Origin of the sequence: Vibrio sp. S457-15, from assembly GCF_000960545.1 — a bacterium.
GTDB classification, from domain to species: domain Bacteria; phylum Pseudomonadota; class Gammaproteobacteria; order Enterobacterales; family Vibrionaceae; genus Vibrio; species Vibrio parahaemolyticus.
Map to the genome: position 1 here is coordinate 369,376 of NZ_JYOQ01000174.1, position 12,561 is coordinate 381,936.

Sequence of the window (12,561 nt, forward strand, 5' to 3'; positions counted from 1 at the left end):
TTCCTTACAGTCGGCTCGAATACGCCAAGATACAAACAAGATACGTGCCATAAATTTTATTTATATTTATCAATGACTTACAGACAAGAGTGGAAACCAAACTTCCGGTTTACGGAAAGCAAAAAAATTAGGGGGAAAACTCTAATTTCCTCAAAGTGGATACTGTTATTAGGAATTCTTTCGGCAGGACAAACTTTCGCCAACACGGACCAAACCACCTTCTCATCGGAGGAGCTAAAGGCCGTTGTCGCGAAACATTTTGAACAAGAAGTAGACCGCGTAGCAAAGTCCAACCAGTGGGGCGAGTACCAACTGGAGTACGATTTGTGGGTGCCAGGTTCTGCCAACCATTTACCCAAATGCGATGCCAAATTGGTGATCACGGGTCGCGATAACCAACCTTTGCCAGTCGGTAACTTAAAGCGTTCCGTCAGTTGCGAAGATCTCACTGCTCCATGGCGAATCAATGTCACGATCAAATCCTCGGTCACACTGCCAGTGGTGGTTGCGGCGACGACTGTAGGTCGCAGTGAAGTGGTGACAGCCAATCATCTGAAATTGGAAACTCGAACCATTTCGCGCTCGGACGATTTCTACACCGATCCTAAACACGCCATCGGCTTAGAAACCACGCGTCGACTCCGCGCCGGACAAGTCGTCGATCCAACCAACTTAAGTGCCCCCGCTCTTATTGAGAAAGGCAATGAAATCATCATCATTGCTAGCAAAGATGGATTTAGTGCAAGCACCAAAGGTGTCGCCTTAGAAGATGGAGCGAAAGGCCAACAGATTGAGGTAGAAAACCTCAGTTCTGGAAGAGTCATTCGAGCGGTTGTGACAGGAAGAAACCAAGTTCATACTCAGTTTTGATTTTGGACTCAACGTAACATTTTTCAATTTTGCCTCTCGTCACATCGCGTGAGTATCGAGTACAAAAATAAAATTTAATGTTCACCACATCCTTGTCGCCTATTGGATTTAGAACATGATGATGAGGACCACAGCATGAAAATCGACAAAGTCGCGGGCGGTCATGTCCCACAAACAAATTTCCAGCAAGCAAGCAAAAAGCCTGTTGAAACAATGGAACAAACCAAGGTAAGCGAGCCTGCGTTTCAAGCAAACACAGCAGCAATTGATCGTGCCCAAGCAGAAATGAAATCGCTACCAGACGTCGATATGGAAAAAGTTGAGCAAGTTCGTAACGCGCTAGCACGCGGCGAATTGAGCCTAGATACAAAAGCGCTATCTAAGGCAATTATGCAATTCCATACTGGTCACGAGTAAAAGCACAGCATTAGGAATACACCATGGCAAGCGCGGCATCGCAGCGAATTCAGTATTTTGTTCGTTCAATTTCTGAAGACATCAAACTGTATCAGCAATTATTGACCCTACTTCAACAACAAAAGGCGTTGTATCTGAAGTTTGATGGTGAGGCACTGAACACCAACGTTCAGCAACAAACACCAATACTCAATAAGCTGAGCCGCTCTTCTAATGAAAGAAGCCAATGCATGCGTGAGCTGGGGTTACCGTGTAATGACTCCAGCGTAACAAGAATTTTCAACGCTTTGCCTGCCAAGATTGGTGCGCAAGCGAGAAAACAGTGGACGTTATTGGAGACACTCATCAAGCAGTGCCAACAATACAACCAGAGCAATGGCCAAAGCTCTGCTGCGTTCCATGAGTTAGTCAGTCAACTCAAACAACCTGTGCAACACACTTATGAAGATAAATCGTTTTAAACGATGGTCGTCTTGCCTACAGATTCAGCCGCCATCTCGGCTGGATACTGTAGGCCTTTTTATTTCTGCCTGTTTGTTGTTCAGCACTTCTTTTCTTTGCCAGGCAAAACCCAATACTACTGATATAGAACAGCAGTATCAGGTTCTTGCGCCTTATAAATTACAAATCGACCAACGTCTCACTTCCGTCAATCCACTTCTCGACCACATCTTTAAGCAACTCAAAAGCAAGTCACTGCCCAAAAGTCTCGTTTTGGTGCCAATGCTAGAATCTTCTTACAACGCAAAAGCCGTTTCTCACGCCAACGCCGCGGGATTATGGCAATTGATTCCTGCAACAGCGATGCGCTTTGGTTTAACGGTTGATTCGAATGTGGATGAGCGTTTCGATACCCAAGCCAGCACGAAAGCTGCATTGGACTATCTGGCGTTTTTATACAACAAGTTTGACCAAAACCTCGCATTAACGCTGGCGGCCTATAATGCAGGAGAAGGCCGAATTGCTCGCGCTATAAAGAAAGCGGGCACCGATGACTTCCAACAGCTCACTCTGCCAAAAGAAACACATCAATACGTCAGTCGTTTTTTTGCCTTGGAAAAACTGATAGATATCGGGCAGTTACAACACTCTTCTTTTCAGCCATTGCTTTTATTTGCTGCTGAGTCTGCGGCACCATCACAGCCTCTGATCGATTTTAGTCGACTTCCTCCACTCGTTAATTTGTGATAATAATCACCAAAACAACGAATGTCAGAAGAACGTAAAATTACAAGATCCTGTTCTGCTAATTTAAAAACTCGTGATCTCGATGCAAACGTGTGCAAAAAAGTTAAGGTAATGTATCTCAAGAATAAGAAAGAGTAGTGGTTTACTGATAATAGTCCAATTTGCACTTGTTTATTGGATAGATATGCATCACATTACGTGTGCAAAAAAGATGAAAACCAATGGTTGGACCTATTAATTATTTACACACTAAATATAAAACGGCTATTGTTTTCATAGTTTGAAACAAAACTCAGAATATCGAGATGACGCTTCGCTTGCGCGTCTGGAATAAGTCCGGGTTCCGGGGGGGAGCTCGGACTTTTTTATTGCGCTTAATCGCGTAAAGAAGTGAATGATGAAATCCCTAAGCACATCTTCCTAAACACTTCTAAAAACGCTTACTGAAGCTCGTTCCCATTCAATAGGTATGAGCTCAGTCTTCGGCACTCTGGTGACAGCTAAAGCAACTCTTTAGCGATCAGGTGAAGTAAGAACGTTTCACGTTCGATACTCATTCCTTTCTTCGGGCTTTCTGCCATCGTCTTTTCGTTGTGTGCTATCGCTTCATGGACATTCATCCAAACTGGACGCATACCATTCTTCACTTCGTAATCTTCATACGCTGTCTCGCCCAGCTCACGATCGATTTTGCATGTGTAACAGTACGAAATCATGTGCATCACGTCGGCATCGTCTTTGTACCAAGGACGAAACTCTTCAAAAACGCCGAATGGTTTGATGCTATGAATATTTTGCGCCCCCGTTTCTTCTTCGAGTTCACGGACTAGCCCTGCAATCACATCCTCACCTTCATCAATTCCGCCACCAGGTAGCGTGTAATCGTGATAACGCTCTGTGTAGAGCAACAACACATCTTCACCATCAAGTACAATGGCACGCGCTGCATTACGCTGAAAGATAATTTTATCGTCCAGATGGTCGAGTTCTGGATGAATGGTCGATTGTAAATGTCTCATCGAAAATACCGCCGTAAATATGATGCGCGCATACTACCGGAGTTCACTCTTTAAATCATCGTTGTGTTAATAAGCAAGCCAAAGTAGCGATACCTAACCAATTAAAGTGTACTAAACCGTTCACGAGCTCGCGTCTTGTTGAGCGGCTTACGCTCGATACATTCACTATGTATCCGCAACAGATGTGACGTACTAGCAAGCTCTTTATGAGAAATGTCTAAAATTCTTCTAAATATGTCTACGCCCTTCTTACTTTTAACATCGATAAGACAATAATTGACGAAAGTTGCCTATAATCAAGGCAATACTCGCCTATCCCATGCGGAGATAAAGATGAAAAAAACAAGTTTAATGATGGCTATGGCAGGGACAATGGTACTTGCTGGTTGTTCAACCTATGACGGCGCAACTCGCTCAACAGAGTACACCTCTGTTGCCAATCCGGCGGCCGTTTACTGTGTACAACAAGGTGGCGAACTGGACACTGTGTCAGAGAATGGTGAGCGTGTAACTTACTGTGTGCTTTCTGACGATGAACGTGTTGAACAGTGGGAATACTACCGTAACAACCACACAGAGAGTGACGAGCAATAAACTCGAATCTAATAAATAGTAATATTATTCAATAACTAAGGAGCCAATCGGCTCCTTTTTTGTTCTTTGGTATCCGCATTTTCCTACATGAACTTCACACTACTCTGACTTTACCGTATGCAAATATAATATCGAACAGCGTTCTATTCCTGACATTTCTCTGACAATACTTTCCACTTGGTCAATAAAATCATGCCAAACATCACACAAATTCACATTTCTTCCACATTTTTCTGGAAACAGGTGGTCAGGATGAAAACACAAATAGTTAAACAAGCCGAAACGGCACAAAACAACGTGATTACTGATGAGTCAAAACGCATCATCTACAAATCGTGTTTAAGCGCATTGATGATTGTTGCGATCAGTATTCTCGTCAATCTGAGTATTCGTCTTGATTACGTAGTATTGGGATCAAGTTTGGGTGAAGTCTCTATCACTGAAACCTTACAGGTGATCATGCTGGCGATTGCTTCATGGTCGTTCTTCCAGCTTTCTAAGCAAGAAGAACAAGTTAAACACGCCGCTATTTTGATTTCCGGCTTCTTCGCTGTGTTGATCATTCGCGAACTGGACTACTGGATGGATATGATCCGTCACGGATCGTGGGTATTCCCTGCGTTAACCATCACTGCTCTGGCTTGCGCAAAAGCTTACCAAGGTGGTAAAGGTACAGTGAACGAAATGGCACGTATTCTACAAGTTCCGCACATGAAGCTCTTGATTGGTGCCGTCGTTCTACTGCTTGTTTTCTCTCGCCTTTACGGCATGGGAAGCTTCTGGCAGCAAGTCATGAATGAAAGCTACATCCGCGATGTTAAGAACATTTCGGAAGAAGGCATGGAGCTGCTTTGCTACTGTCTGATTGCGTTGAGTGCTGTTCGTATGCGACGCGAAATCACTGAATAGACTCGGGATCTAAACGGCGATTGAGCGCAGTTAAAATGGGATGAAACACTTCCAATGCTCGCTCTGCTGTTGCAACCGACTCATCAAAGGCCGTCATTTCGATGGCCTTTTTCATTTCCGCAATTTGCTGCAAAACATCCATTTCTAACGGTAAAGCGCGAAGTTGATTTATTGCTTGTTTAGCCCGCAGCAAAGGCTGCGCTCGAACGCTAGTTAAATCTCGTTGAAATGCCCCACTTTTAACGCCCTCCAGATACACTCGATACGTCGTCAGTTCATCAAGTAAAAGAAACGCTTCTGCCTGTGGTCCTTGATGTGGGTATGGCACGCTAATGTGCTTCTGAATATCTAGAGAAATGTGTAAGTCTAAACCCACGGACGTGCATTGAGATTTGAGCACGCGCAGTAAGCCTTGCTCATCCATTAGCGTTTGAATTTCTAATATGCGCTCAAGATGATAGGCGTTTGATAGCAAAATGACCTCAACTGCCGCTTGGGACGGTAACGGAAATAAACCGCTTTCACACAGAACTTTCGCTGCATTTCGCATGTTTTCAAACGTATTCAAAGAGCGATTTTCAAGCAGAATTTGGCTTGTCGGAAAAGGCTTGGCCAGCGACGTATTCAGGGTCTGAAAATATGCATACATAGCGTCTGCTTCCGAAATGCTTTGTCCTTGCGTTTTTCCACCACAAAATACAAGAGCAGTATTCTCCATTGGCATTTCGAGGATCTTAGCGGCTAGTGCTTCGACTCTCGAGATGCCTTCGGCACTCAATTGGTTATTAACCAATCGCTTACCTAGTACGATGACCACGTTACCTAACTTCATACTTCTCTCTCAATTTCCCCTGCGACAAAGTCACTGTTGTGTGGTCTTTGGCATAGTTACAAAAATCTTCTTTGCCAACTGCCTTACAGGCATTAACATCTAGTTAACAATATTGTTCTAGAGACCTATGAAAGGTTCATTGCTGAAGGAAGTCAATTATGCTGTCGATTTTCGATATTTTTAAGGTCGGTGTTGGGCCATCCAGCTCCCACACTAACGGTCCTATGCTCGCCGGATTCCATTTCACTCAACTACTTAGCGACTCTATGGCGAAAGTACGTCGGGTGCAAGTTGACTTATATGGCTCTTTATCACTGACTGGTAGAGGACACCACACCGACCGAGCCACGGTGCTAGGGTTGATGGGCAATAAGCCCGATACCATCAAAATGACCAGTGCCAAAAGTGCACTGCAACACACCATCGAAAACCATACATTATCGTTAGCTGGCTCTCATCAAATTGAGTTTAGCTACGACCACGACATTGTATTTCACAGCGACAACCTGCCGCTGCATGAAAATGGTATGACGATCACCGCGCTCGATGCCGCAGGAGCTCAAGTCGCCTTTGAGACGTACTACTCTATCGGTGGTGGTTTTATTGCGACAGCGGCAGAGCTCGAACATGGCGGCCAACAAGCCAGCGCAGAAGTACCTTTCCCTTTTTCATCCGCAGACGAAATGTTGGAAAAAGCAGAGAAAAATGGCCTCAGCCTTGGTGGCATGATCCTGCAAAATGAGCTGGCATTTCGAGAGCAAGAAGAAATTGACCAAAGAGCTGAACAAATTTGGAAAGTGATGTCACTGTGTATGCAGCGTGGTTTCGATACTGAAGGGATCCTTGAAGGGGGCTTGAACGTCACTCGCCGAGCTCCGAATCTGTTGAAAAAACTAGAAGCGAATGCAGCAGTAGAAAGTGATCCAATGGAGATCATGGACTGGATTAACTTGTTTGCCTTTGCGGTCAGCGAAGAGAACGCGGCAGGCGGGCAAGTCGTCACATCACCAACTAACGGTGCCGCAGGTGTTATCCCAGCAGTATTGATGTACTACCATCGATTCATCAAAGAGCTGGACCTTAAGCAACTAAAAGACTTTCTCGCCGTTGCTGGAGCGATTGGTATTTTATACAAAACCAACGCGTCCATTTCTGGGGCGGAAGTCGGCTGTCAAGGTGAGGTGGGAGTTTCCTCTTCTATGGCAGCGGCTGGCCTAACCGCCTTGCGAGGAGGCAGCAACGAGCAAATTTGTATCGCAGCTGAAATTGCAATGGAACACTCTCTCGGTATGACCTGCGACCCAATAGGGGGACTGGTTCAAGTGCCTTGTATTGAACGCAATGCGATGGGCGCAGTAAAAGCGATTAACGCATCACGAATGGCACTAAAGCGCACTAGCAAATGTCTTATTTCATTAGATAAAGTTATCGAAACCATGTACCAAACTGGTAAAGATATGAATAAGAAATATCGCGAGACATCTCTAGGTGGCTTGGCAATCATCCATATGGCACCACCATGTGAATAATAAGTACGCATAATTTGCATCTTTCTTTACACATCGCATTGTTGGTGGCACTCAGCATCAACAGTGCGATTTCTTCCCTTCCTTGTATCAATACTCGTCTGCTTTCCATCATTTATTTTTCAATACATTAAATTCGTTATTAGCATTTTATTTTGATAAAAATTTATAAATTGGTTTTTATAACTGTATTTTTCAACTTGATCTAGAACAACGGATAAGCAAATAACAAACTTCACATTAGAAAATATAGTGCGCATTTTGTTAGTTATGCGACAATTATTTCAATACTCAATATCTCGTTTAAGTAACATTTAACAGAAATAATCACTATCTTTCTCCGCTAATGTGAGTACAAAATTATGTGGAATAAACTAAACAAATCTATGATGTTCTGCCAAATGATGTTTGGCTTATCATTTTATGGCGTGCTAGTGAGCTTAACTCGCTTTTTTCTAGAAGACCTAAATTACAACGAAGCCGATACGATGATGATCGTGGGCGCTTTTTCTGCCATTGGGCCATTGTTTGCCATCGCTGGCGGATTTATTGCGGATAAGTTTTTAGGAGCTTACCGCTCTCTATCCATCGCCTTTCTGGCGTTCGCTGCGGGTTACGTTTTGCTGGTACTTGGTGCTTCGACGACAAACGTTCCTTTATCGATGTGTGGTATCGCTCTAGCAAGCTACGGCCGTGGTTTGATGTCACCTTCTTACCCAAGTCTTTACAAACGCACTTTTAAATCACAAGAAGATTTCGAAAAAGGTTACCCAATCAACTATTCCGTGAACAATGTCGGCGCTTTTTTAGGCCAGTACCTGTTCCCGATGATCGTGCTGGTAATTGGCTTTAACGGCGGCTTTACCATCTCTGCCGTCATGGCAGGCGCTGCGCTTGTGATGTTATTGATGTTCAGAAAGGGCCTAACTGGTGTAGCCGCTGAACTTGACCAAAAAGCGGTAAGCTTGAAAAACTGGGTATTCTTCGCACTGATTTCCGTCGCCATGATCGCGTTGGTGTTCTTCATGTTCTCAAACATGGATATTGGTCAAAACATCGTTTATGCCATCGGTGGCGCTGCGATTCTTTACTTCGTCTCTTTAATGCTGAAAGCCAGCAAAGCCGAGTCATTGAAGATGGGCACCATCCTCATTGTGACCTTCTTGACTACGTGTTTCTTCGTCTACTACGGACAAATGATGACGTCAATGAACATGGTGGCAATCAATACTTTGAAAGGCTCACTGTTTGGCTTTATCCCACTTGAGCCAGAAGCAGCAATGGCAATGAACCCACTTTGGTGTATGGTTGGTGGCCCTATTGTTGCGGGTTTCTTCGGTATGCTTGAAAAACGCGACGTTCACCTTTCGACAGCGACTAAAATCGCGATGGCGTTTGTACTCACTGCAATTGCATTTGGCATCCTAACGTTTGCGGTCACAACCGTTGGTGAAGATGTGGTGATCATGCCTGAAATCTTCTTGGCGATTCACTTCTTCCAAGCCATTGCGGAAGTTATCGTTGGTTCAATGGTTGTGGCATTCATTCTGTCTGTTGCACCAAAACACATCGAGAACTTCTCGGTTAGTCTATTCTCCGTTGCTATCGCACTGAGTGGTATCGTTGGTGCCGCTTTCTCAACGTCAATTGCGATGGAAAAAGGCCAAGAGATCACTCAAGAAATCGTACAAACCGTATACGGTGATTACTTCCAACTGCTTACTGTACTAGCGGTTGTGATGGTAGCGATTGCTATGGCAGCATCGGTTGTTATTCGCAAAATGCTGGATGCGGCAAAAGAAAGCGAAGCACAAGCGCAACCTGTCGAGATTGAAGCGGGTGTCGAGGTACAGAGCTAATCGCTTTCGCACCGCCACTTGATTACATACGCAATCAACAAACAAAAATGCCGCGAATTCATCGCGGCATTTTCGTAATGACAACGTGACCGATTAATCGCGGCGGCCACGAAGTTCAATGGGTTGGGTAGATGCATCGGTTTGAATCATCACGCCGCCGTACATCGCTTCATTACGGCCTTTCAACGTAAGTTGCGAGTTTGCGCGTTCAACATCCACTTGGTTCGTATTACTCATTGTCATGTCAATGGTACCTGTGTATGAGCCATCCGCAGCAAATGCCACATTCGCTGAGCAAACCATCAAGCCTAATGCGATTAGTTTTTTCATACATCACCTCTGTTATTGTCTGTACCTGTGTCGATGTAGAAACTGTATCAACGCAAAGGGGATGAGACGAGGAAACTCCTGATTTACCAAATGGAAATCCCCCTTTCTTCACTTCCGATAGATGCCTCAAGAAAATTGACCGTTTGCTGTCTTTGGATGATCAGCTCAACGCTATGATGTGAAGCGAGCCGAATTGTTGGAGTAAAGAATGGCGATTAATCTGGATATTCAAAACATTCTCGTGCTGAAGCGCATGTATGAGCTGCGCAATGTTCGGTTAGTCGCAGAGTCGTTAGGAAAAACATCCGGAGCCATCAGTAAAAACCTCACCAAGATGAAAACCCAGTTCGATGATCCTCTGTTTGTGCAAACGAAACATGGCTTTGAGCCGACGACGTTTGTCGAAACAAACATGGCACACTTCGAACAGATTCTGATGAGTGTGGACTCCATTAAGCCGCAAAACTTTTCCCCAGAGACCTTTGATGGGCAACTGTCGATTTATGCCAACACGCTATTTTGGGATTACTTCGGCGATGAGCTTTACTTGAGCCTGCTAAAACAAGCACCTCGAGCCAAATTTTCGTTTCTGCGCTGGGGAAACGAGGCTAAAAACCGTTTAATAGATGGTGAAAATGCGGTCGCAATCCACTACTTTGATGAGGACTTACCTCAATCGGTCGCACAAAAAGAGTTGGGAAAAGGAAAGGCCGTCTTTTTTGTTCGCAAAGAGCATCCAGCGCAAGATTTTGATGACTTGCAGCTCTACCCCTTTTTACTCTTCAAAACACCAGGATGGAATGACTACCGATACCCTCTGTTGGAACGCTTGAAGAACATTGGTTTTAATGCGTCGCCAAAAGTGGAAATAGAACACCCAGCGATGATCCACAAAATCATCCTTCAAACCGATCATTTCGGTATCACGATGAGTGACCATGTCCCGCAGGGATGCAGAAGTATCGCACTACCGAACCGCTTAGAATTGAATGTCAGCTACGTGATGAGTTGTCGGCGTTCACAGCAACACGCACCGTTAAATCTATGGTTATTTGATAAGATTAAACACGTGATTGCAAACTAACGTTCTTTTAGTATGCCCAAAGTAATCGCTTGGTGATGTTGACGCAGATAATCGATATCTTGCAAATACGCGATGTGATGTCCCTCTTCCAAATTAGCTTGATATCTCTCATCCCTGCTGCTTGCCATGAATCTCATGTAATCAACCAAAGCCGTGAGCCTTAACGTCATCACATCCACCAGATTTTCTCGCTCTAATTTCGAGCAGCCATACGCGTCACAGAACAGCTTGGCGCGTTGAATTTGCTGTTCCAAGTTGCCCATTCGGTCATTTTCATCCGTTTTAAAAGGAGCCCAACCGTAAATGGAAAAAGCAACGTCCCATAAACGAGGAGCAGGATGTGCGGTATCAAAATCGAATACACCAACCACTGTTTCACCATTTAGTGCAACATTGTATGGCATAAAATCCCCATGACAGATCACCTCTTGGGGAGCGCGATCAGGTAACATCCAATGACACACTTCGCTTTGATGTGAAATGAGAAAATCTTCTGAAGCATCATGCATTCTACGCAACATTTTGGCCGCGGATAAAAGTGCAGTAACAGAAGCAATAGAACCTTGCAGTGGATAGTTGAAGGTATCTCCTTCCACAAAGCTCAACCACTCTTTACCACCCTCAATCCCAATCACTTTGGGGCATTGCGTGAATCCATTGGAATGAAGGTGATTTAACAACTGGTGGACGGTCATCGTCCAAGAGCTTGCCGGACGGCTAACACGATCACCTGTACGATAAATGGCATTATCCCGACCACCTTGTAGCATTTCCATGACTTTTCCTTGTTCGATCAGATTTGGGGCGACGATTGAAACAAGCGTCATTTTATACCTTAAGTAACGAATCTTGTTTTAACTACCGACCAAAAAGCACCCAACTTTGTTAGCTCAATCGCAGGAAACCACTTTCACTTATTCGAAGATGCTGGACTTTTAAGCTTATAGGCTTTGCATGACCCAATGAGTAAAAACCTCAACTTGCGGTTTATCGCTTTCCCTTACCACTATATGGTGCGCGCTGGCGCTTGGCATTGACCATCCACCAATCGGAACCAAAAGTCCTTGTTGTAGCTCATCCTCCACTAAAAAGTCCCTAACAAGCAGTATGCCTAACTGATTCACCGCCGCTTGAATGGCTAGTAAGGAATGTTCAAATTCGGCGATAGGTTTACTCATTTTGCCTTCATAGCCCTGAAAACACAGCCAAGCTTGCCACGATTCATGGTATCCGCCCGTGCACAGTTTAGGCGCTAGCGCGATATCGGTAAGATGAATGACCGAATTAAGATTTAAAAAACCAGGGCTCGCCACCACTATCCAGTTTTCTTGGGTAAGTTGAACAGCCTGTTCTGATTGCCACTCTCCATAACCGTTGATGATCTCCACATCCGCAATGGCACTAGCATTCGGCACCGTGTTGGCAGTCGTTGAAATTTTTATCACGACATCAGGGTGCTGACGATGAAAATCAGCCAAGCGCGGCATTAACCATTGAGAACAAAAGCTGTGAGCGACATGAAGCGTCAGTTGAGTATTTTTCTGGCGAGCAAAAAGGTGTTGAGTTGCTACAGATAGCATCTGCAAAGTCTGGCTAACAACAGGTAAGTAGGCTTGGGCAGCTTGCGTTAATAAAAGCTGCGCACCATTGCGCTCAAAAAGTATCGCGTCTAACTGAAGTTCCAACGATTTAACTTGCTGACTGACCGCCGCGCGAGTGACATTTAGCTCTTTTGCAGCTTTTGTAAAGCTTCGCAAACGGGCTGTTGCTTCAAAGGCTTTCAGGGCATTAAGTGGTGGGAGGTTTTGCATCATGCTCTCCTACTAAACGGAGCATCGATATTATGAATCTGTGATGACAGAATGATGAACAACAAGCAAAGCGCACGCCGCCGCCGTCATTTCAATATACAGCCCAACAACCGTCTCGGTTC

The 12,561-nt window shown here is 44.6% G+C and carries 14 protein-coding genes; 9 read left to right on the forward strand and 5 right to left on the reverse strand.

Going from position 1 to position 12,561, the window contains the following annotated elements:
- Positions 1-72: 72 nt before the first annotated feature.
- From flgA to UF05_RS19020, 4 genes are all read left to right on the forward strand, one after another.
- Entirely contained in the window at positions 73-870 is a 798-nt protein-coding gene (gene flgA / locus UF05_RS19005; protein WP_079725731.1) for a flagellar basal body P-ring formation chaperone FlgA, read from the forward strand.
- Between the two features lie 135 nt (positions 871-1,005).
- Entirely contained in the window at positions 1,006-1,287 is a 282-nt protein-coding gene (flgM, locus tag UF05_RS19010; protein WP_005464040.1) for a flagellar biosynthesis anti-sigma factor FlgM, read from the forward strand.
- Positions 1,288-1,310: 23 nt separating this feature from the next.
- Positions 1,311-1,748, forward strand: coding sequence for a flagellar export chaperone FlgN (flgN, locus tag UF05_RS19015; RefSeq protein ID WP_005463929.1), 438 nt, complete (start codon positions 1,311-1,313; stop codon positions 1,746-1,748).
- Positions 1,729-2,475 (forward strand): lytic transglycosylase domain-containing protein, encoded by a 747-nt coding sequence (locus tag UF05_RS19020; RefSeq protein ID WP_005481481.1) that lies wholly within the window; start codon positions 1,729-1,731, stop codon positions 2,473-2,475. Before flgN ends, UF05_RS19020 begins: the two co-directional genes overlap by 20 nt.
- 500 nt (positions 2,476-2,975) lie before the next feature.
- Here UF05_RS19020 and UF05_RS19025 read toward each other — a convergent pair whose 3' ends face one another.
- Complete coding sequence (locus tag UF05_RS19025; protein ID WP_045546298.1) at positions 2,976-3,494, reverse strand: NUDIX hydrolase; 519 nt, start codon at positions 3,492-3,494, stop codon at positions 2,976-2,978.
- A 333-nt stretch (positions 3,495-3,827) separates the two neighbouring features.
- Here UF05_RS19025 and UF05_RS19030 point away from each other — a divergent pair, with 333 nt between their 5' ends.
- Together UF05_RS19030 and UF05_RS19035 are read left to right on the forward strand one after the other, a co-directional pair.
- On the forward strand, positions 3,828-4,088 hold the full coding sequence (locus UF05_RS19030; protein ID WP_045546299.1) for a putative hemolysin: 261 nt from the start codon (positions 3,828-3,830) through the stop codon (positions 4,086-4,088).
- A gap of 252 nt (positions 4,089-4,340) precedes the next feature.
- The gene (locus UF05_RS19035; protein WP_025794648.1) at positions 4,341-4,997 is read left to right on the forward strand and encodes a hypothetical protein; all 657 of its coding nucleotides are present in this window, start codon (positions 4,341-4,343) and stop codon (positions 4,995-4,997) included.
- Here UF05_RS19035 and UF05_RS19040 read toward each other — a convergent pair.
- On the reverse strand, positions 4,987-5,829 hold the full coding sequence (locus tag UF05_RS19040; protein ID WP_045546300.1) for a YdcF family protein: 843 nt from the start codon (positions 5,827-5,829) through the stop codon (positions 4,987-4,989). The two genes, UF05_RS19035 and UF05_RS19040, sit on opposite strands and share 11 nt — an antisense overlap.
- A 158-nt stretch (positions 5,830-5,987) precedes the next feature.
- Between UF05_RS19040 and UF05_RS19045 the strand changes: the two genes are divergently transcribed.
- Both UF05_RS19045 and UF05_RS19050 read left to right on the forward strand, forming a co-directional pair.
- Positions 5,988-7,358 carry an L-serine ammonia-lyase gene (locus UF05_RS19045; protein WP_045546301.1) on the forward strand — a complete coding sequence of 457 codons (1,371 nt, stop codon included), beginning with the start codon at positions 5,988-5,990 and terminating at the stop codon, positions 7,356-7,358.
- A 359-nt stretch (positions 7,359-7,717) separates the two neighbouring features.
- Positions 7,718-9,214, forward strand: a complete 1,497-nt coding sequence (locus tag UF05_RS19050; RefSeq protein WP_045546302.1) for a peptide MFS transporter — start codon at positions 7,718-7,720, stop codon at positions 9,212-9,214.
- 93 nt (positions 9,215-9,307) lie between these two features.
- On the opposite strand, the gene UF05_RS19055 is transcribed toward UF05_RS19050, so the two are convergent.
- Positions 9,308-9,544 (reverse strand): hypothetical protein, encoded by a 237-nt coding sequence (locus tag UF05_RS19055; protein ID WP_005464033.1) that lies wholly within the window; start codon positions 9,542-9,544, stop codon positions 9,308-9,310.
- A 208-nt stretch (positions 9,545-9,752) separates the two neighbouring features.
- Between UF05_RS19055 and UF05_RS19060 the strand changes: the two genes are divergently transcribed.
- Positions 9,753-10,628 carry a LysR family transcriptional regulator gene (locus tag UF05_RS19060; protein WP_005463979.1) on the forward strand — a complete coding sequence of 292 codons (876 nt, stop codon included), beginning with the start codon at positions 9,753-9,755 and terminating at the stop codon, positions 10,626-10,628.
- Here the strand turns inward: UF05_RS19060 and UF05_RS19065 are convergent.
- On the reverse strand, positions 10,625-11,404 hold the full coding sequence (locus tag UF05_RS19065; RefSeq protein ID WP_029831374.1) for a phosphotransferase enzyme family protein: 780 nt from the start codon (positions 11,402-11,404) through the stop codon (positions 10,625-10,627). The genes UF05_RS19060 and UF05_RS19065 overlap by 4 nt on opposite strands.
- A gap of 165 nt (positions 11,405-11,569) precedes the next feature.
- Positions 11,570-12,439, reverse strand: a complete 870-nt coding sequence (locus tag UF05_RS19070) for a LysR substrate-binding domain-containing protein (RefSeq protein WP_045546303.1) — start codon at positions 12,437-12,439, stop codon at positions 11,570-11,572.
- Between the last annotated feature and the right edge of the window lie 122 nt (positions 12,440-12,561).